The following is a 20233-nucleotide window of genomic DNA, read 5'->3' as shown; positions in this document are numbered from 1 at the left end:
CATTCAATCTCTTATTTCTTTTTCTGGTTCAATTTCCGCTGACGTTTCTTTATTTTGTCCATTTCCCATTGCATTTTCTTTTTATAGCCTGGCTTAACCTTTTGCGGCTTCTTTACTAGGGTTTTAGCTGTTTTAGCTGCTTCATCTTCTTTTCTAACTCTTGTCTTTCTCTTATTTCGTTCATCTATTTCAACAAAACCATCTTTTTTAAGATCCACATGTTTAAACTGAATACCCATTTTTTCTAACTTATTTAAAGCATCTTCATCGGAATTCTCATAAATGGTAAGGGCAATCCCTGTATTGCCAGCTCTCGCTGTTCTTCCCACCCTATGGATATAAAAATCCAAATCTGTTGGAAGTTCATAGTTAATAACATGGCTTACTCCTTCAATATCGATGCCCCTTGAAGCGAGGTCAGTTGCCACGATATATTGGAACTCCAAATCCTGAATTTGCTTCATCATTTTTTTACGTTCCCGTGGATTTAAGTCTCCATGAACACGGCCAACCTTTAGCCCTTTTTCATTTAAGAAGTAGGCTACCTCTTCAGCCATTTTTTTAGTATTCGTAAAAACAATCGCTAAATAAGGATTGTAGGCAAGTAAGGCATCATGCACAAGCTGCTTCTTACTACGATGTCTGGATGGTAAAAGAGCATGCTCTAAATTTTCAGCAGCTTTATTTTTCGCATCAATATGAACCGTTTTTGGATTCTCCATATACTTTTTTAAAAAAGGTTTTAATTTTTCAGGAATGGTCGCAGAAAAGACCAGCATTTGTAAGTTTTCCGGCATCTTTGCAGCTACCTGATCCACATCTTCAATAAATCCCATATCTAACATCATGTCTGCTTCATCAACAACTAGGATTTCTGATGTATGAATGAAGAGTGCTTGCTCAACCATTAAATCCTTTATTCGTCCCGGTGTACCCACAACGATTTGAGGCTGCACCTTTAATTTTTCGATGGTCCGCTGTTTATCTGTTCCACCAATATAGCATCTTGTCATGATTGGACGATCGGGACTGCAGTTTTCTGTTACTTTTAAGATTTGATGATAAATTTGTGAGGCTAATTCTCTTGTCGGTGCAGTAATAACTGCTTGTACCTCTTGACGCTTTGGATCAATCTTTTCAAGGATAGGTAATACATATGCGAATGTTTTACCTGTACCTGTTTGGGATTGACCAATAGCACTTTCCCCTTTAAGAACTAATGGAATCATCCGTTCCTGAATTTCGGTTGGACTATAAAAACCAAACTTATTCAGTGAATCTATAATAAAAGGTTGAAACTTAAAACGATCAAATTTATTTACTTTCATATAAGGGCTCCTTATTCTAAAAAATATCCAATGGTTATTATGTAGTTTATTTATCAGCATGTGCCTACACTTTTCATTCCATCATGTTATTATATTAAAGTTTCTCTTAAATCACCAGCTAACTATTTATATATTTCTCATCTTTTACATTTTATCCGGTTTTTAAAATGAAATTTAGTTAATTACTTGTGTAGAATACCTAAACCAATTTGGGGTAAATGCATATTTTAAAGCATGAGGGAACGAAAGGAGGTCATGGTATGCAACCAAGACCAAGATTACCTATGCAGGGCGGAATGGGCCCAGGTATGTTTGGAGGCAGAAATCCAATGATGGGAGCTGGGAACAATCCTTTTGCTGGAAGAAGCCCAATGATGGGACCTGGTGTCCCCCCCTTTGGAGGAGGAAACCCAATGATGGGGCCAACTGCCAATCCATTTGGGGGAAGAAATCCGATGATGGGTTCGATGGGAAGACAAATGAATGGTGGTGGCGGGCTGCTCTCAAAAATACTCGGTAGAGGAAATCAAGCAGGTGGTGCAGGCGGACTTATGGGCGCTCAAGGAGCCAGCAGAGCCGCTTCAGGTGGAGCTGGTGGATTACTCCAATCCTTAAGTAACCCAGGTGGATTATCCAATATGCTTAATAATACTCAACAGGTATTAAGAACAGCACAATCCATAGGCCCAATGATTCAACAATATGGTCCAATGGTCAAGAATCTCCCGGCCATGTGGAAGCTCTATAAAGGATTTAAAAATGCATCTAAGAGTACGGAAGAAACAACGGATGATAAAAGTAATCAATCAGTAGGCGTTATGGATGATGAATCTTCAACGAATGAGCAAACTGAAAATCGTCGTACAGGGAAACAATCTAGTCGAAAAAAGCAGCAAAAGCCTTCTAAGAGTACCGGCCAACAACCAAGAGGAAATTCCATTCCGAAAATGTACATCTAACCTAAGAGTGCTGGAAACAGCATTCTTTTTATTTCTCGCTATTCCAAAAGGAAAAATGTATCTTTGTAATCTATCTATTAGTTTTATATAATAAATACATAGTCTATTAAACAATGTCTTTTAGGAGGACTTCATATATGCAAATCATTAAGATATCTCCACGCGGATACTGTTACGGTGTGGTCGACGCTATGGTCATTGCCAGAAACGCCGCATTAGATAAATCTTTACCACGTCCTATCTACATTTTAGGTATGATTGTTCATAATAAACATGTAACGGATGCCTTCGAGGAAGAAGGAATTATCACACTAGATGGGAAAAACAGAAAAGATATTCTTGATAAGGTAGAGACAGGGACAGTTATTTTTACAGCCCACGGAATTTCTCCAGAAGTACGTGAGCTTGCAAAAAAGAAAGGCCTTGTAACCATTGATGCAACATGTCCTGACGTGACAAGAACACATGACCTCATTGAAGAAAAAACCAAACAAGGGTATCAGGTCATTTACATCGGAAAAAAAGGGCATCCAGAACCAGAAGGTGCTGTAGGTGTTGCTCCTGGCATGGTTCATCTGGTGGAAACGCCGAGTGATGTTGAAGCATTATCCATCGATTGTGAGAAACTTCTCGTAACAAACCAAACGACTATGAGTCAATGGGATGTCTCAGATACGATGAAAATGGTTCAACAAAAATTTCCTCATGTTGAGGTTTATAATGAAATTTGCCATGCAACCCAAATACGTCAAGAGGCAGTTGCCGATCAGGCCACTGAAGCTGACGTTACTATTGTTGTAGGTGACCCAAAAAGTAATAATTCTAATCGCCTTGCACAGGTATCAGAAGAAATCGCTGGTACAAGAGCATATCGTATTGCCGATATAACCGAGTTAGAAATTGATTGGATTAAGGATGCTAAGACGGTTGCTGTTACATCCGGAGCCTCCACACCAACTCCAATTACAAAGGAAGTCATTACGTTCTTAGAACAATTTGACCCGAACAATGAATTCACTTGGGAACGAAGAAAAAAAGTTCAATTGAGTAGAATATTACCGAAGGTTAAAAAGGCTGAAAACGAGTAATTTGAAAAGAACCGGTCTAACGTTAGACCGGTTCTTTTTCTTTTTGACTCTGTTAAACTTGCCTGTTGATTTCCGCTCCAGGCACTTCGCTTTCCGCGGGCGTGCCGGGGAGCCTCCTCGTCGCTTCGCTTCTGCGGGGTCTCCCCTGCCCCGTACTCCCGCAGGAGTCTTCGTGCCTTCCGCTCCAATCAACAGGGTGTATACATCAACACTGGTCTTTAACACAGACCTCTTTTTAAATGAATTGAAAAGGATCTGTATTAACTACAGAAGGGAAAATCTCTACTTCGTAACCTTCTTCACTACACATCTTCTGCAACGCTGCTGTCAATCCTTTTTTCATGACCTTTTCAACATTATGCCCTGGATCAATCATATTAAGGCCATGCATCATAGCATCATGTGCAGTGTGATAATATATATCACCCGTAACATAGACATCGGCCCCTTTAAACTTGGCATTCATGAAATATTTATTTCCATCGCCACCTAAAACAGCCACTTTTCTAACTTTAGTATTAAGGTCACCCACTATTCGGACCTGTTGCACATCAAAAGCCGTTTTTACTTTTTCTGCAAACTCTCCTAGAGTCATTTCACTAATTTTTCCTATCCTACCTAGACCAAGCACTTCCCCTTTATTTTCAGTAGGATATACATCATAAGCTACCTCTTCATAAGGATGTGCTTTAATCATCGCAGTAATAACTTTTTTCAGAAGCGGTTCTGGAACTATAGTCTCAATTCGAATTTCATCTACCTCTTCTAACTGACCAGGTTGCCCCACAAAGGGATTTGTATTCTCACCAGGTAGAAAACGCCCGGTCCCACTTGTAGAGAAGGTACAATGACTGTATTTCCCTATATAGCCAGCACCTGCTTTGCCGAGTACTTTCCTAATTTCTTCTGCATGGCTTACTGGTACAAACACTACTAATTTTTTTAGTTTTGTATCAAATGTAGGTACAAGTACTTCTGGTTCCTGTAATTCTAATGCAGCAGCCAAGAGGTCGTTTACTCCTCCCTTTGCAACGTCTAAATTGGTGTGTGCCGCATATACTGCAATATCGTGTTTTAAAAGCTTTTCAACCATTCTTCCTTGTGTTGTATCTGTTAGTACATTTTTTAATGGACGAAAAATTATTGGATGATGTGCAATAATGAGTTGTACATTTTTTTCTATGGCTTCATCAATAACATTTTCTAGCACATCAAGTGCAATCATGATTCGTTCAATTTTTTTGTTCAACCGTCCAATTTGCAAGCCAATTTTATCGCCTTCCATCGCAAACGATTTCGGTGAAAACTGTTCAAATAGCTGAATAATCTCATGCCCGTTAGGATTCTTCATATTTCAGTACCTCCTTAACTAGCTTAATCTTGTTCAATAGCTCTTGCTTTTTCTCTAATGTCTCAGCTGTTTCGCCTGCATCCTCTAACTGCTCCACTATCCGCTTCCAATTTTTTATTTCCATGGTCCATTTCTTTTGAAAGGCTGGTTCTTGTTTTCTGCTTAAAAATGGACCTAATAAAAGACCGCTTTCGAACTGGTCCTGATATGGTTTAGAAGGATCACCTTTTTCACCAACAAGAACCTCGTAAATCTTCCCGTCTTCTTCCATAATTTCTTCTGCAACAAGTTCCCAGTTATTCTCCATAAACCATCTTCTTATAGAAATCGCACTTATATTTGGCTGTAATATTAACCGCTTAACCGACTCAAGCTTTTCTTTTCCATTTTCTAATATACTTGTGATTAAGGAGCCACCCATTCCTGCTATAGTAATATAATCCACTTCTCCAGGTTGAATAACTTCTAGACCATTGCCCATTCTCACAGAAATAGTAGACGATAAACCTTCTGAGTGAACATTTCTTTCAGCCAAATGGTATGGACCTGCTGCAACCTCTCCTGCTACAGCAAAAGAGATTCCTGTATTTTTGGCTAAATAGCAAGGTAAATACGCATGATCGGATCCAATATCGGCAATCCTTGCCCCTGCAGGGACATATTTAGCAACTGTTTCCAAACGCATTGACAATTTATCTGTATTCAAAATACCACCACTTTACAAATTATAATAACATTTTAAGTCGCTTTTCTCATTATAAAAAAAAGTCCTTCACTTATGCAAAGGACTTCATTTAAATCGTTAAATTATTTGATAGTTTTTAACCAATCTGCCATTGCTCCCGCTTTATCTGGTGTAACTAGACCAGCAGGCATGTTACCTTTACCTTTTGTTACGATTTCCACTAATTGTTCCTTAGAATACTTGCTTCCAACACCTTTTAGCGTAGGACCAACTACCCCTTGGTACTGATCGCCGTGACAAGCAATACATGTTTGCTTATAAATGTCTTCTGGATTAGATGCAGCAACTTCTGTCTTTTCACTGCCTTTTCCTTCACCCTTCTCACTAGCGACTTCTTTCATATCTCCAAGGCCTTTGAAAGACATGACAAATACAAGTACTAGTCCAAAAACCATGATAAGAATAAAAGGAATTACTGGATTACGTTTCATGAAAATAACCTCCCTTATGTACAAACATCTGTTAATAAATAAATAGTCTACAAACAATTACTATTTTACTTGAAAATGAACAGAAGGAAAAGCCCTAAACTTATTTTATCACTATAATCTTTGTAAAAATGAAAAAAGAAGGAAATTAACGAAAAATAATTAATTTACCTCCCTTAGCTTTCCCATATTTATTTTTAACAACCAATTAATCGAGAAATAACCATTCGTTGAACTTCAGATGTCCCTTCACCAATTTCAAGCAGTTTTGCATCACGCATCATTCTTTCCACATGATACTCTTTCATATAACCGTAGCCACCATGTATCTGTACAGCCTGATTGGTTACTTCCATGCAGATTTCAGAAGCATATAGTTTACACATAGCCGCTTCTTTTGAGAACGCTCTACCTTGATCTTTTAACCAAGCAGCCTTATACACCATATTCCGGGCCAATTCAATTTTCATTGCCATATCAGCTAATTTAAATTGTATGGCTTGGAAGGAGGAAATGGATTTTCCAAATTGTTTCCGTTCCTTTGCATAGGCAAGTGCCTTCTCATAAGCACCCTGAGCAATCCCCACTGCCATAGCCCCAATACCAATTCGGCCACCATCAAGCGTAATCAAAAACTGTCTAAATCCCTCTCCACGTTTGCCTAAAAGGTTTTCTGAAGGAACTCTAACGTCCTCTAAAACAAGCTCTGTGGTATTTGAGGCATTCAACCCCATCTTTTCATAATTATCAATGACTGTAAAACCTTCAGAATTAGTAGGAACGATAATTGCACTAATCTCTTTCTTTCCGTTATTTTCACCAGTTATTGCGGTTAAGGCTAAATGCTTTGCGAAGCTTGCGTTGGTAATGAAACACTTATTCCCATTAATAATAAATTCACCATTCACTTCTCTAGCAGAAGTCCTGGTACCGCCTGCATCTGAACCAGCATTAGGTTCCGTTAAACCAAATGCACCAAATGATTCACCAGTACAAATAGGAGTTAAATATTTTTGCTTTTGTTCTTCAGTGCCAAATAAATAAAGTGGAGCCCCACCTAATGAAATATGAGCAGAATAGGTAATCCCTGTCGAAGCACATGCTCTACTTAATTCTTCAGTTACAATAGCAAAGCTGATTGTATCTGCTCCAGCCCCACCAAATTCTTCAGGGAATGGAAGCCCCATAATCCCCATTTCAGAAAGTTTCTTGAAAATCTCTACTGGAAATTGTTTAGTTTTATCCCTTTCAATGGCACCAGGTGCTACCTCTTCATCCGCAAATTGGCGAATGGTCCTTTTAATCATATCTTGTTCAGCGGTTAAATCGAAATTCATTTTTATCCCCCTTGAAACAACTTTGTATGCGCTTTCTTTTTATATTATAAAAGAAACAACCGAAATTTCACAACATTTAAAAATTTTATAAAATAATTAATTATTTAAAAATAATAAAAATAATAGCGCTATAAATTTTCAAGCGATGAATTTACACTTTTAACATAGAGAATAAGATAGAAAAACATGTTTATCCCTTTTTCAAAAAAATAAAATTCATAAAAACGATTGAATAAATCAATGTGGCTATTTGCAAAATGAGAGACAATTCAGTAAAATAAACTCAAATGGAGAAAGTGCTTTCAATGTAAATTTTTGAGAAAAAGAAAAAACAAAAAAGGTTTACTCCCTTAAAGAGTAAACCAATAATTTTAAATAAATTTATTCTAAGAAATCTTTTAACCGTTTGCTACGGCTTGGGTGACGTAATTTCCGCAATGCTTTCGCTTCAATTTGACGAATACGCTCGCGGGTTACTCCAAAGACTTTCCCTACTTCTTCTAGTGTACGGGTCCGACCATCATCCAATCCAAAACGCAGGCGAAGGACATTCTCTTCTCTGTCTGTTAAAGTATCGAGAACGTCTTCTAATTGCTCTTTTAATAATTCATATGCAGCATGTTCAGAAGGAGACGTTGCATCCTGGTCTTCTATGAAATCACCAAGATGTGAATCATCTTCTTCACCAATTGGTGTTTCCAACGAAACAGGCTCTTGAGCAATCTTTAGAATTTCCCTAACTTTATCCGGGGTTAAATCCATATCTTCACCAATTTCTTCTGGTGTTGGTTCACGCCCTAGATCCTGAAGTAATTGACGTTGAACACGAATTAGTTTGTTAATTGTTTCAACCATATGAACAGGGATTCGAATGGTTCTCGCTTGGTCCGCAATTGCCCTTGTAATGGCTTGGCGGATCCACCATGTTGCATAGGTACTAAATTTAAAACCTTTGCGATAATCAAATTTTTCAACAGCCTTAATTAGACCCATATTTCCTTCTTGAATCAGATCTAGAAATAGCATTCCGCGACCTACATAGCGCTTTGCTATACTTACAACAAGCCGTAGGTTTGCTTCTGCCAAACGACGCTTCGCTTCCTCGTCACCTTCTTCGATACGGTTGGCGAGTTTAATCTCTTCTTCACCAGAAAGTAAGTCAACGCGACCAATCTCTTTTAAATACATACGAACTGGGTCATTAATCTTAACACCTGGAGGAACGCTAAGATCATTTAAATCAAATTCTTCGTCATCCTCTTTTGATAATTGTTTACTGTTTGGAGCTTCCTCACTGTCGCCGACTAATTCGATTCCTTGATCTCCCAGGAATTCATAAAACTCATCCATTTGATCAGATTCTAAATCAAAATTAGCCATCTTTTCGGCAATGTCATCATAGGCAAGGACACCAACTTTTTTTCCTAATTCAGTTAACTGATCTTTTACTTGTTCAAAGGTCAGTTCATTCTCGGCCTCTTTTGAACGGGCTGATTTTTCAGCAGCCATATGTCCCCCTCCTTCTAGAATCAAAGACACTAAAATGGAATCTATAACGATTTACGCAATTGAATAATTTCAATACCAATTGCAGCAGCTCTACTAAATTCACCCTGTCGCTCTGCTTCTTTTTGTTCCACTTCTTTTTCTTTTATCTTTAGCATTTTTTGATAATTCAACACCTGTTTGATATAATCAGTTAATTCTTGGTCACTTAATTCATCATTAATGGACATCATTTCAATATTTGCAACCATTCTTCTAAGATTTTCATCTTGAATATAGGTTAAAAACGCACTGGAGTCAGGTTCTAAGTGATCTTCGTAAAATCCTAACAGATATGTTATTATTGCCTGATGTTCATCAATATTAAACGTATTTTGTTGTAATAAATCCTGAACCTTGTAAGCAACATCACGATTTTTTAGCATATGTGCAATTAAACGCCTCTCAGCTGTATAATGTGCTGGCTTTAACTCGTTCACCTGCTTAACAATTTTCAATGGTGGTTTATTATTAGATTCAGTCTTTCCATTGGAATTTCTTTTTTCTTCGAAGAAGATTTGCTTTAGTTGTTGTTTTAAAGCATCCAATGATAGAGAAAATTCACCAGCGAGCTGTCGCAAGTAATGATCTCTTTCAACAGCCTTATTTAATTTGCTTATTTCTTTAATTATTTGTTCGATATACGCAAGCCGATCTCCTTCAATTTGAAGATTTTTTCCTCTTCTAAAATAAAGAAATTTAAAACCCATCCAGGTTAGGCTTGCACCAATTACTTCATTGCGAAATTTTTCAGAGCCATTTTTTTTTATATATTCATCAGGATCCATTCCATCTGGCATCATAGCCACCTTGATTTGGAAGCCCGCATCATTTAAGTGACTACCTGCTCGATAGGCAGCTTCAATCCCAGGCTTATCAGAATCATAGCAAATAGTTATGGATTGAACGCTTTGACGTAAAAGTGCTATATGTTCATTCGTCAAAGATGTCCCCATTGTGGCAATACCATTCTCAATACCAGAACGATCTGCTGCAATACAATCGGCAAATCCCTCAAACAAAACAGCATGTTGCAACTTTTTTATACTTGATTTAGCTAAATGATAATTATATAGAATTTTACTTTTATTAAAGATTGCGGTTTCGGGACTATTTAAATATTTGGGCTCATCGGCCCCAAGTGATCTCCCTGAAAATGCAATCGTATTACCATTTCGGTCGGAAATTGGAAACATAATTCGGTCCCTAAATCGATCAAAATATGTCCCGTCTCTTTCTCGCTGGATAATAAGTCCGGCTTTTTCCATCCATTCAGGCGAAAAATCCCTTTTAGATAGGAATTTATAAACAAAATCCCATGAATTTAATGAATACCCAATTTGAAACTTATCAATCGATTCCCTTGAAAAACCTCTATCTAATAAATACTCTAATGCATGCTGACCTTCTTTTGTATTTACTAATAAGTGATGGTAAAATTTCCTTAATAACTCATGGGCATCGAGCATGGCTTGAAATTCTTTGGAAACCTTCTTCTCTCCAGAAACCGAAGACATTTTAATATCGAGATCAATATTAACTCTCGCTGCAAGTTTAATGGCTGCTTCCTGGAACGACATGCCATCAAGTTCCATTAAGAAAGAAAAAACATTTCCACCTGCTCCACAGCCAAAACAATGATAAATTTGTTTATCAGGCGAAACTGAAAATGAAGGGGTGCTTTCACCATGGAAAGGACATAATCCGAAGTAATTTCGCCCCTGCTTTTTCAGTTGAACATAATCGCTGATTATTTCAACAATATCAACTGCTTGACGAACTTGATCTATCTTTTCTTCGGCAATACGGTCTGCCATGTGAACATCTCCATTTGTACTAACAGGTATTCGGCAGGCAATTATTAAATTCCTGCAAATTTCGACAAAATTTTTGTTAATTCTGCCGTAAAAACTTTGTACAGCATTCTTCTTAACTAACACTCCCTTTGGAGATAAAATTATGTAGAATAGTTCGTGTCATGGTGATTATAGGAAGCAACAAGTAAAACTTCTTCTGAAAAATCGGAAGCTATTTCGACAATTTCCTCATTAACCAGGCATGAATCTTATCCACTTAAATCGTGGAATGCTTTTGCATAAGTATTAATTCTACATCTCTCCGCATATTCCTTCTTAAAGTGATAACTTTTACAAAAAGGATTTATGTCGAATTTTTTTTAGGGGGTTGCCTTGACATCTAACAATAAATAGTTTATTCGTTCACATGCAACTCTAAACCTAAAAAGATATATTTTTATCACAATTTTTTATTATAGTACAATCATTATCATTTTACCATAACTATTTTGTATTAATTTTTGAGTTTTTTTCATGAAAAAGCACATAATCATTTGATTATGTGCTTACGGTCTACCTTTTTGAATATAATTTAAAATAACATTCGCTGTTTCTTCAACAGCTTTATTGGTCACATCAATAACAGGGCAGTTAATTTTAGAAACTAATTTTTCAAAAAAAGTTAATTCCTCTTTGATCCGTTCAATATTCGCATAACTAGCCTGGTCATTTAATCCTAGTGAACGTAATCGTTCACGTCTAATATTATTTAGCTTTTCAGGGCTTATTTTTAATCCAAAGCACTTCTCAATAGGAACCTTAAAAAGTTCTTCTGGCGGATCGACCTCAGGTACAAGTGGAACATTTGCCACTTTTAAACGTTTATGTGCCAAGTACTGAGATAGAGGAGTTTTAGAGGTTCTAGAAACACCAATTAATACTATATCAGCCTTTAAAATCCCTCTTGGGTCACGGCCATCGTCATATTTAACGGCGAATTCAATAGCCTCAATTTTTTTAAAATAATCCTCGTCCAGTTTTCTGACAAGGCCAGGCTCACACAATGGAGTTTTTCCACTGTAAAGTTGAATTTGATCCATAATCGGTCCAATAAGATCAACAGCAATGATTCCTTCCTTTTCCGCACGTTCCTTCATATATGTACGCATATCCGGTTTGACTAATGTAAAGGCAATCATTCCCTTATCAAGAGAAACAAGTGATAGGACTTCATCAATATGTTCCTTGTCTTCCACGTAGGGAAATCTTTTTAATGTCATACCAGACCCATTAAATTGGGTTATTGCCGCTTTGGTCACTAATTCTGCTGTTTCTCCAACCGAATCAGACACTACATAAATAATTGGTAAACTCATTCTCCCCCAACAGCTCCTCTATTCAAATTATCTAACGTCATTCATCCCCTAAAGCAACAAAAGCTTTAGTTATATTCGTTTTCGTTATTCTGCCAATTACTTCAAAACCCTTTTCAGTTCTTTTAACCACCGGAAGTGCATCGATTTGTTTTTCAATTAATTTCTTGGCAATATCAATCAGTAAATCTTCCCGCTCACACATTGTAATATTAGGCATCCTGGTCATAATAATATTAACAGGTATACTTGTAAGTTCCTGCTTCCCAATACTCGCTCTTAGCAAGTCCTTTCTTGAAAGAACACCTACTAAAAGAGTGCTTTGATCAACTACAAATAATGTTCCCACATCTTCAAGAAACATTGTACAAATAGCGTCGTAGACCGAAACATTCTCATTCACTACAACAGGAATGGATTGATAATCCTTCACATAGATTTTTTGAAGGTTTTCTGTTAATAATTGGGCTCCTGATTTTCCCGTATAAAAATATCCAACACGTGGTCTGGCATCAAGGAAACCAGCCATCGTTAGTATGGCAAGATCAGGTCTTAAGGTTGCTCTGGTCAAACTTAATTGATCCGCGATATGCTCTCCTGTTATCGGCCCATTTTCCTTTACTATTTGTAGAATATGTTCCTGGCGTTTTGTCAGTTCGATTGTCCTCACCACCCTTAGTATAGATTCCTAATGAACCCTATTCCTATGATAACGTTATACTTTAATAGAAATATTATATACTAATTATCTTAAAGGCGGAAGCATCCCTTTAATGACAAAAAGGTGTGGTTTCCCACACCTTTATTTATTGCATATTTTAAAATACCATTTTCTCCTGAAGGAAGCTGACTAGGTCCGCGATTGGGATTCTTGTTTGCTCCATGGTATCGCGGTCTCTTACTGTTACCATTTGATCTTCTTTTGAGTCAAAATCATAGGTAATACAGAACGGTGTCCCAATTTCATCATGGCGGCGGTAGCGTTTACCGATAGAACCAGCCTCGTCATAATCAACAGTAAAGTATTTAGATAATGTAGCAAAAACTTCCTTTGCCTCATCAGATAACTTCTTGGATAACGGAAGAATGGCTGCCTTAAACGGTGCTAGTGCAGGATGAAAATGCATAACTGTTCTTGAAGTACCATCTTCAAGCTCTTCTTCTTCATATGCATCAATTAAAAATGCCAATGTAACGCGGTCCGCACCGAGTGATGGTTCGATACAGTAAGGAATATACTTTTCATTCGTTTCCGGATCAAGGTAATGGAAATCCTCACCCGAAAATTCCATATGCTGTTTCAAATCATAATCTGTTCTTGAAGCAACGCCCCAAAGCTCACCCCAGCCAAATGGAAACTTATATTCAAAATCAGTTGTTGCATTACTATAGTGAGAAAGTTCATCTTCAGAATGGTCACGCAATCTTAAATTTTCTTTTGTAAGTCCTAGTGAATCTAACCATCCCTCTGCGAAGTTCTTCCAATAATCAAACCACGTGAGCTCATCACCTGGTTTACAGAAAAATTCAAGCTCCATTTGTTCGAACTCACGTGTACGGAAAGTAAAATTACCTGGTGTAATTTCGTTACGGAAGCTTTTACCGATTTGAGCAATACCAAATGGTAATTTCTTTCTCATGGTACGTTGCACATTTTTAAAGTTTACAAAAATCCCTTGAGCTGTTTCAGGTCTTAGGAAAATTTCATTGGTGCTTGACTCAGTAACCCCTTGGAAGGTTTTAAACATAAGATTAAACTGACGGATGCCTGTGAAATTATGACTTCCACAATCCGGACATGCTATATTATGCTCTTTAACAAGCTCTTCCATTTTCTCAAACGGTAAGCCATCAACAACCATTTCAATACCTTTTTCATCAAGAGCATTTTCAATTAATTTATCAGCGCGGTGACGAGCTTTACAGTTTTTACAATCAATCATTGGATCATTAAAGTTCCCAATGTGTCCAGACGCTTCCCATGTTCTAGGATTCATCAGGATACTCGCGTCTAAGCCTACATTGTAAGGAGACTCCTGAACAAACTTCTTCCACCATGCCTGTTTGATATTGTTTTTAAATTCAACGCCTAATGGACCGTAATCCCAAGTGTTTGCAAGACCACCATAAATTTCTGATCCTGGAAAAATAAATCCTCTGTGCTTTGCATGTGCAACAATCTGCTCCATCGTAACATTACTCATTTTTATTGCTCCTTCTCTAAAAAATATCTAGCCTTAGCGCCTTTAAAACAGGGGAGCCTTCAAGCAATAAAAAAACTCCCGCCTCTATGCTTATTAGCATAGGGACGAGAGTTACCCGCGGTTCCACCCTATTTGCTGCTTGTAAAAGCAGCCTCCTTAAATGTGCTTTATCAACACTTAATTGCTCAGGAACGCCTTCATTAGTACCCTATACCCTAGCTCTCACCACCCTAGGTTCGCTTTTATAGAGAGAAATCTAATTACTCTTTTCCGTCAATGCAAATATTTTATTATCCAAAATATTAACCAAAACTTCTGCTATTGTCAACATAGCTATCATAAAAGATTACGAAATTGATCCATGGAGTTAAGAAATTTCTTTGTTTTTAAGTGCAGTCCTGAGTACTCTTCATAATAAGCGTTAATCACATTTTTTAGTTCAGCCTTTGTTTCTGCTTTTACAGATATATTTCCTAGTCTAGAAAGATCAAAATAATAAAATAGCCTTAATAATTTAACGGTAGCTGGTGATAATTTAAAATGGTACGGATCTTTTTCTAAACATCTATGGCAAATGAATCCGCCTTCCCGAATGGAAAAAGAAAAATGTCCGTCTGTACTGCCGCAAACGGAACATTGATTCAAGACTGGATATAATCCCATGACATTTAACATTTTCATTTCATAGATATTCATCAGAATATCAGGTTCATAACCTTCGTTCATGTAGTTCAATGTTTGTAAAAGCAATTCAAAATGAAAAGGGTTTGGTTTTTTTTCTTCGGTGCATTTATCAGTTAATTCAACAATATAACTCGCATATGCAGTTAAGAATATATCTTCACCAATTGACCTTAAAGAAGTAGCAATCTCCCCCTGCTGGAGACTGCCTAATCCAGATCCTCTTTGTACCAAAAAATAACCATGTGTAAAAAGCTGGGTTACGGAAGAAAGGCGGCTGTTGGGCTTTTTTGCTCCTCGAGCCATAACACCTACCTTCCCCCATTCCCTTGTAAATAATGTTATTATTTTATTGGTTTCACCATAATCAGTTGTTCTAATGACGATGCCTTCACACTTTTGAAGCATAAATGTCACCTTCTAAAGTAGTACGAAGACAAACTTATGAAACGGGAAAATCGATTTGTGCTAGCTCATCATTCAGATTTCCGGGTATTTCTTGGTTTTCCTTCTCAAGCTCTTTGAAGAGAAGATATGTGTCAATATTACCTGTTTGGAGGAATACTTTCCACGTAAAATCCATCATCGAAAACCCCACCTTTCAATATTTAGACTAGCTTTAATTCAATCCCAAACCTTACATTTATCATAGCCTGCCTGCGCAAAAATCATAAGACGAAAAAATTGTTAATGTTGTCCATGCATAATCTGATCTATATCGTAATATTTTAGTTAGGGTTACTGACTCAATATTCGTCCTCGTTAAAGCCATAATCACGAAGCTGGGACATTTTGTTACGCCAATCTTTTTGAACTTTTACCCATAACTCTAGGAAAACCTTTGAACCTAGAAGATTTTCAATATCTACCCTGGCTCGCTTTCCAATTTCTTTTAACATACTTCCTTGTTTTCCAATAACAATACCTTTTTGTGAATCTCTCTCCACAATTACAGTTGCCATAACATGAATGATATCCTTGCCCTCTTTGCGCTCCATTTTGTCTAATACAACGGCTAAAGAGTGAGGGATTTCTTCTCTCGTTAAATGAAGTGCTTTTTCCCTAATGAGCTCTGTTATGATAAACCGTTCCGGATGATCTGTTACTTGGTCTGCAGGATAGTACTGTGGTCCCTCTGGTAAGAAGGATTTTATTTGATCAAGAAGGCGCTCTACATTATTTCCTTCAAGAGCCGATATTGGGACAATTTCTTTGAACGCATACTTTTCTTGATAAGACTGAATAATTGGCAATAAATTATCTGGATGAATTTGGTCAATTTTATTTATTACAAGAAAAATTGGAGTATTAACTGTTTGGAATTTTTCAAGAATAAATTCTTCACCCCTGCCAAAACCTTCTTCGGCGTTCACCATAAATAAAATTAAATCTACTTCTTTGAGTGTATTTTGTGCAACCTTCATCATAAAGTCGCCTAATTTATGTTTGGGTTTATGGATCCCCGGTGTATCAATAAAAATCATTTGAGCGTCATTAAGCGATAGTACACCTTGAATCTTGTTCCGTGTGGTTTGAGGCTTATCACTCATTATAGCTATTTTTTGTCCAATCACTCGATTCAGAAAGGTTGATTTCCCAACATTAGGTCGCCCAATAATGGAGATAAATCCTGACTTGTATCCGTTTCCATTCCCATTATTCTGCATGTAAATCCTCCGGAGAAAAGGCACCAGGCAATAATTCTTCCACTGTAATTTCCTGAATATCCCCTTTTAGGTTGGTTAATACAACTTTCATGTCTCTTGGACAAAGTTCTGAAATCACTTGTCTACAAGCTCCACAAGGAGAACAAGGTCGTTCAGTATCTGCAACAACCGCGAGCAGTTGGAAATTCCGATCACCTTCGGAATAGGCTTTAAATAAAGCTGTGCGCTCTGCGCAGTTGCACATGCTATAAGCAGCATTTTCAATATTACAACCATGATATACTTTTCCATCTGTTGTTAATAAGGCTGCTCCAACTCCAAATTTGGAATATGGAACATAAGCTTTATCTCTTGCTTTTTTTGCTTCTTCAATTAATTGTGCGATGTTCACTTGCTCTTCTTCCCTTCCAGCAGGTTTCTGCTGTTTCTTTATTTTACCTTAAAAACGAGAGAAAATCATTACTTGTAGCGAAAAAGTAATATAAAATTTTTAAAAATTAGAATTTTCTCATAACTCAACTTGTCTAGTAATGAAAGTTGGTAATTCATTTTACCGAATTCCCTGCACCATTTCAAATCCAATTAAAATGTTTAATTAAACCCTACTTGAATAGCTTAATTATGTATGGAATAAAAATTATACTTCCAATGATTACTGAAAGAAATGCATAAACGAATACAGCCCCTGCTGCTATATCCTTTGCTTGTTTTGCTAGAGGGTGGTATTCCTTCGTTACGAGATCCACCACCCGTTCAATAGCGGTGTTAATTAACTCTAAGGAGAACATACCGCCAATAGCTAATAGGATAAACATCCATTCCATTTTTGTAATAGAAAAGTATATGGAAAAGAGAAAGACCACGATCGAGCTGATTAAATGAATCCTCATATTCCTCTCTGAAAGAAGAGCGGTAAAGATCCCTGTAGCAGCATATGAAAATGACCCCAGCAGTGGATGTGCCTTTCCTTTACCTTTTAAGCCCATAATCATTAAAAATTTCCTTTTGCAATGTAAACATTTCTTTTTCTTCTTCTTCAGTCATATGATCATAGCCTAAAAGGTGCAAAAAACCATGTATCGCTAAAAAACCTAGCTCTCTTTGAAATGAATGACCATACTCCTCCGCCTGTTCCCTTGTTTTAGGAACAGAAATGATGATATCTCCTAAGATACGAGGCATATCAACACCCTTTAGTTCCACTTCGCCTTCACCTAGTTCTTCCATAGCAAAAGAAATAACGTCTGTTGGAGTGTCCTTATCGCGGTACTCTCGGTTTATTTCATGAATTCTTTCATTTGTAACGTATGTTACAGATACTTCACTATGTTCTTCAACATTTAGTTTCTTAGCGGCAAACGCTAAGATCCTTTCAACCTCAAGCATTTGTTCTTCAGTCAATTCGTTTGTCTCGTCAGCACAATCAATTAGTAAAGTCATGCTTGTTTCACCTTCTTCTTCGTCATTTCTGGATATTCAATCCTCGAGTGAAAGATCCCTTTAAGTGTTTCACATAACGTATGGGAGACTGTCTCAATTTCTTTTAACGTAAGATCACATTCATTTAACTGACCATCTTGAAGCCTGTCCGCAACAATTTTCTTAACGAGTGATTCAATTAATTCTGGCGTAGGCTTGGACAATGAACGAACAGCGGCCTCTACACTATCAGCAATCCCTACAACCGCAGATTCCTTTGTTTGTGCCTTCGGTCCAGGATAACGGAAATCATCTTCCTTTATAGTTGTCTCATCTTGAAGTGCCTTATGATAAAAGAATTTCAATAGTGTTGTCCCATGGTGCTGTTCAGCGATATCAACAATTTCTTTTGGCATATGATATTTTCTCAGTATATGAGAGCCATCAGTGACATGAGCAATAATAATATTTGCACTTTTATCCGGCGGTAGACGGTCATGAGGATTTTCTAAATGCATCTGATTTTCTATGAAAAAGTTAGGTCGTTTCGTCTTACCGATATCATGATAATAACTTCCAACTCTTGCTAAAAGCCCATTCGCTCCTATCGCCTCACAGGCCGATTCAGCTAAGTTGGCCACCATCACACTATGATGATAGGTACCAGGGGCTTCCATTAAGATTTTCCTGAGCAGTGGATGATTGGGATTAGATAGCTCAATCAGCCTCATTGTTGATAAAATTCCAAAACTAGCTTCAAAAAAAGGTAATAGTCCTATTGTTAATACTGCAGAACCAATTCCTGAAACAAGAGCTGTAATGAAGTAATACCCATATTCAACCCCAGAATACTGACCATTGGGCAGAAACATTAACGCCAAAATGGTTAGAAGGTTGACTAGTGCAGCAAAGGTACCTGCTTGTAAAATTTTCGAACGTTGATTTTTTTTACTTAAAAATAAGATCCCCGCAATAGCACTAAACAAAATGTAAATGCCTTCAGAAAAGTTTAGTGTTCCTGCCATTCCCTCATTAAACAGTATGCTGCCACAAATAGCCATAATAATGGACATAAAAATCGCTAGCTTCTCGTCAATTAGGATCTTTATTAGCATGCCCCCCATCGCTGCAGGAAATATATAGCCAATACCAGCAAAATTAAATATTTGCAGCATGCTTATTATTTTCATAATAAAGATGGAGAGGATAAAGATTATCCCAAATAACAGAAGGTAGGTCTGTCTTTTTCCAGGCAACGATTTCATTTGATAAAAATAATAGTAAATGGCAGAAAGAATAATAGTGACTAGCACGATCAATCCGATAAACGGTTTAAACGATTTTTCCGTGCTTAAAAGTCCTGCAAGCTTAAGTTGTCGATAGATATCTTGCGTAATTAATTCCCCTTCTTCAACAATAACCTGACCTTGTAAAATCTTTACAGGTTCTACACTTTCCACAGCTTGATTTCGCAGTTCTTCAGTTGCTGTTGGGTCATAAAATTCATTTTGAATAATAGCATATCTACCAAGCTCAATCGCGGCCATTCTTAGATTTTCACTAAGTGTGGTATATTTTAACTCCTCTTCAACTCTCTTTTTTGCATTTTCAACTTCATCTGCCGAGATCCTTTTAGTCATTACATTGTTAATTGCTGTAACAGTCATATCTCTTGCAATAGATAGATCATCATTATTCGCTTGTACTAATGCCGTTAGAACTTGAGTAGAGAGATCCTTTGAAGCGCTAGACGTTAGTTTTGCTTTTAATCTCGTTACCTTATCCTCCGTACTCGGCTCTTCTTTAATGGGCGTCTCTTCAGTTGCCTGTTCAGCCAGCTTCTTCAATTCCTCTTTCATTTCATTATTTATATCAATTGCAGATTGAAAAATGGAGGTAATTAAATCCACTCTATTTTGAGTATATTCTTTTTTTAATGTATAAACGTCCTGTACCTGATCTAGTGCATCTTTGCGTTTATTGTCGGTACTTTTCTTGTCCTCAACTGTCCCAGGGGAACGGATGGTTTTTTCAGCAACAGAAAATAAGCTTAATTCTAATTTTTCAGGCTTTACATTACTGTACATTGCTGAAAAAAGGACAGAGCCTAATACAAAGAAAAAAAGTAAGCGAAAAAAAGTAATATCGAGCAGCTTTCGGATACGAATAAAGTGTTGCTGTAGTTTGTCCAATTAACTCCCCCCGACCACGCCATAAAAAATCTTTGTGATTCCACAAGAAAATACAAATTACTACTTCACGTGTGCTTTATGTAAAATGATAACAGTTTTTCTGGCAACTTTCACGTTTAT

At 37.2% G+C, this 20233-nt stretch carries 19 protein-coding genes and 1 other annotated feature; of the genes, 2 read left to right on the top strand and 17 right to left on the bottom strand.

The genetic code is table 11. The features are described from left to right. Positions 1 to 11: 11 nt before the first annotated feature. Positions 12 to 1328, bottom strand: coding sequence for a DEAD/DEAH box helicase (locus tag AA0X95_RS10810; protein ID WP_413308728.1), 1317 nt, complete (start codon positions 1326 to 1328; stop codon positions 12 to 14). 260 nt (positions 1329 to 1588) lie between these two features. On the opposite strand from AA0X95_RS10810, the gene vrrA reads away from it, so the two are divergent. Continuing rightward, a complete protein-coding gene (vrrA, locus tag AA0X95_RS10805; RefSeq protein ID WP_413308726.1) occupies positions 1589 to 2287 on the top strand; it encodes a VrrA/YqfQ family protein in 699 nt (232 codons plus the stop codon). Between the two features lie 137 nt (positions 2288 to 2424). After that, a complete protein-coding gene (locus AA0X95_RS10800) occupies positions 2425 to 3375 on the top strand; it encodes a 4-hydroxy-3-methylbut-2-enyl diphosphate reductase (RefSeq protein WP_413308724.1) in 951 nt (316 codons plus the stop codon). A 235-nt stretch (positions 3376 to 3610) separates the two neighbouring features. Here the strand turns inward: AA0X95_RS10800 and AA0X95_RS10795 are convergent, their stop codons facing one another. From AA0X95_RS10795 to AA0X95_RS10720, 16 genes are all read right to left on the bottom strand, one after another. Then, positions 3611 to 4726, bottom strand: coding sequence for a Nif3-like dinuclear metal center hexameric protein (locus AA0X95_RS10795; protein WP_413308722.1), 1116 nt, complete (start codon positions 4724 to 4726; stop codon positions 3611 to 3613). After that, positions 4713 to 5432 carry a tRNA (adenine(22)-N(1))-methyltransferase gene (locus AA0X95_RS10790; RefSeq protein ID WP_413308720.1) on the bottom strand — a complete coding sequence of 240 codons (720 nt, stop codon included), beginning with the start codon at positions 5430 to 5432 and terminating at the stop codon, positions 4713 to 4715. The genes AA0X95_RS10795 and AA0X95_RS10790 overlap by 14 nt, the downstream gene beginning before the upstream one ends. A gap of 101 nt (positions 5433 to 5533) precedes the next feature. Continuing rightward, positions 5534 to 5902, bottom strand: coding sequence for a cytochrome c550 (gene cccA, locus AA0X95_RS10785; protein ID WP_413308718.1), 369 nt, complete (start codon positions 5900 to 5902; stop codon positions 5534 to 5536). A 194-nt stretch (positions 5903 to 6096) separates the two neighbouring features. Beyond that, positions 6097 to 7236, bottom strand: a complete 1140-nt coding sequence (locus tag AA0X95_RS10780) for an acyl-CoA dehydrogenase family protein (RefSeq protein WP_413308716.1) — start codon at positions 7234 to 7236, stop codon at positions 6097 to 6099. A gap of 381 nt (positions 7237 to 7617) precedes the next feature. Next, positions 7618 to 8745 carry an RNA polymerase sigma factor RpoD gene (gene rpoD / locus AA0X95_RS10775; RefSeq protein ID WP_413308714.1) on the bottom strand — a complete coding sequence of 376 codons (1128 nt, stop codon included), beginning with the start codon at positions 8743 to 8745 and terminating at the stop codon, positions 7618 to 7620. A gap of 41 nt (positions 8746 to 8786) precedes the next feature. Continuing rightward, positions 8787 to 10598: a DNA primase gene (dnaG, locus tag AA0X95_RS10770; RefSeq protein WP_413308712.1), complete on the bottom strand. Its 1812-nt coding sequence runs from the start codon at positions 10596 to 10598 to the stop codon at positions 8787 to 8789. Positions 10599 to 11143: 545 nt separating this feature from the next. Continuing rightward, the gene (locus AA0X95_RS10765) at positions 11144 to 11953 is read right to left on the bottom strand and encodes a pyruvate, water dikinase regulatory protein (protein WP_413308710.1); all 810 of its coding nucleotides are present in this window, start codon (positions 11951 to 11953) and stop codon (positions 11144 to 11146) included. A gap of 37 nt (positions 11954 to 11990) precedes the next feature. Then, positions 11991 to 12620 carry a helix-turn-helix transcriptional regulator gene (locus AA0X95_RS10760; protein ID WP_413308708.1) on the bottom strand — a complete coding sequence of 210 codons (630 nt, stop codon included), beginning with the start codon at positions 12618 to 12620 and terminating at the stop codon, positions 11991 to 11993. Positions 12621 to 12768: 148 nt separating this feature from the next. Next, positions 12769 to 14154: a glycine--tRNA ligase gene (locus tag AA0X95_RS10755; RefSeq protein WP_413308706.1), complete on the bottom strand. Its 1386-nt coding sequence runs from the start codon at positions 14152 to 14154 to the stop codon at positions 12769 to 12771. Between the two features lie 97 nt (positions 14155 to 14251). After that, positions 14252 to 14440: a binding site (T-box leader), on the bottom strand. 50 nt (positions 14441 to 14490) lie between these two features. Further along, on the bottom strand, positions 14491 to 15243 hold the full coding sequence (gene recO, locus AA0X95_RS10750; protein ID WP_413308704.1) for a DNA repair protein RecO: 753 nt from the start codon (positions 15241 to 15243) through the stop codon (positions 14491 to 14493). A 34-nt stretch (positions 15244 to 15277) separates the two neighbouring features. Beyond that, positions 15278 to 15421: a YqzL family protein gene (locus AA0X95_RS10745; protein WP_074432770.1), complete on the bottom strand. Its 144-nt coding sequence runs from the start codon at positions 15419 to 15421 to the stop codon at positions 15278 to 15280. A 160-nt stretch (positions 15422 to 15581) separates the two neighbouring features. After that, a complete protein-coding gene (gene era / locus AA0X95_RS10740; RefSeq protein ID WP_413308701.1) occupies positions 15582 to 16502 on the bottom strand; it encodes a GTPase Era in 921 nt (306 codons plus the stop codon). Continuing rightward, on the bottom strand, positions 16492 to 16893 hold the full coding sequence (locus AA0X95_RS10735) for a cytidine deaminase (protein WP_413308699.1): 402 nt from the start codon (positions 16891 to 16893) through the stop codon (positions 16492 to 16494). Before AA0X95_RS10735 ends, era begins: the two co-directional genes overlap by 11 nt. 211 nt (positions 16894 to 17104) lie before the next feature. Next, the gene (locus AA0X95_RS10730) at positions 17105 to 17494 is read right to left on the bottom strand and encodes a diacylglycerol kinase family protein (RefSeq protein WP_413308697.1); all 390 of its coding nucleotides are present in this window, start codon (positions 17492 to 17494) and stop codon (positions 17105 to 17107) included. Next, positions 17472 to 17942 (bottom strand): rRNA maturation RNase YbeY, encoded by a 471-nt coding sequence (gene ybeY / locus AA0X95_RS10725; RefSeq protein WP_413308695.1) that lies wholly within the window; start codon positions 17940 to 17942, stop codon positions 17472 to 17474. The genes AA0X95_RS10730 and ybeY overlap by 23 nt, the downstream gene beginning before the upstream one ends. Further along, positions 17939 to 20113, bottom strand: coding sequence for an HD family phosphohydrolase (locus tag AA0X95_RS10720; protein WP_413308693.1), 2175 nt, complete (start codon positions 20111 to 20113; stop codon positions 17939 to 17941). Before AA0X95_RS10720 ends, ybeY begins: the two co-directional genes overlap by 4 nt. Positions 20114 to 20233 lie beyond the last annotated feature (120 nt).

The organism is Neobacillus phoenicis, from assembly GCF_047302305.1.
Taxonomy (GTDB): Bacteria; Bacillota; Bacilli; order Bacillales; family Cytobacillaceae; genus Neobacillus.
The sequence above is the reverse complement of the archived record's forward strand: the minus strand, read 5'-3'. Positions and strand labels throughout refer to the sequence as shown.

Coding starts and splice junctions, on each gene's coding strand:
- AA0X95_RS10810 (WP_413308728.1), bottom strand. CDS start 1,328: ATGAAAGTAAATAAATTTGATCGTTTTAAGTTTCAACCTTTTATTATA.
- vrrA (WP_413308726.1), top strand. CDS start 1,589: ATGCAACCAAGACCAAGATTACCTATGCAGGGCGGAATGGGCCCAGGT.
- AA0X95_RS10800 (WP_413308724.1), top strand. CDS start 2,425: ATGCAAATCATTAAGATATCTCCACGCGGATACTGTTACGGTGTGGTC.
- AA0X95_RS10795 (WP_413308722.1), bottom strand. CDS start 4,726: ATGAAGAATCCTAACGGGCATGAGATTATTCAGCTATTTGAACAGTTT.
- cccA (WP_413308718.1), bottom strand. CDS start 5,902: ATGAAACGTAATCCAGTAATTCCTTTTATTCTTATCATGGTTTTTGGA.
- AA0X95_RS10780 (WP_413308716.1), bottom strand. CDS start 7,236: ATGAATTTCGATTTAACCGCTGAACAAGATATGATTAAAAGGACCATT.
- rpoD (WP_413308714.1), bottom strand. CDS start 8,745: ATGGCTGCTGAAAAATCAGCCCGTTCAAAAGAGGCCGAGAATGAACTG.
- dnaG (WP_413308712.1), bottom strand. CDS start 10,598: ATGGCAGACCGTATTGCCGAAGAAAAGATAGATCAAGTTCGTCAAGCA.
- AA0X95_RS10765 (WP_413308710.1), bottom strand. CDS start 11,953: ATGAGTTTACCAATTATTTATGTAGTGTCTGATTCGGTTGGAGAAACA.
- AA0X95_RS10755 (WP_413308706.1), bottom strand. CDS start 14,154: ATGAGTAATGTTACGATGGAGCAGATTGTTGCACATGCAAAGCACAGA.
- recO (WP_413308704.1), bottom strand. CDS start 15,243: ATGCTTCAAAAGTGTGAAGGCATCGTCATTAGAACAACTGATTATGGT.
- AA0X95_RS10745 (WP_074432770.1), bottom strand. CDS start 15,421: ATGATGGATTTTACGTGGAAAGTATTCCTCCAAACAGGTAATATTGAC.
- era (WP_413308701.1), bottom strand. CDS start 16,502: ATGCAGAATAATGGGAATGGAAACGGATACAAGTCAGGATTTATCTCC.
- AA0X95_RS10730 (WP_413308697.1), bottom strand. CDS start 17,494: ATGATTATGGGCTTAAAAGGTAAAGGAAAGGCACATCCACTGCTGGGG.
- ybeY (WP_413308695.1), bottom strand. CDS start 17,942: ATGACTTTACTAATTGATTGTGCTGACGAGACAAACGAATTGACTGAA.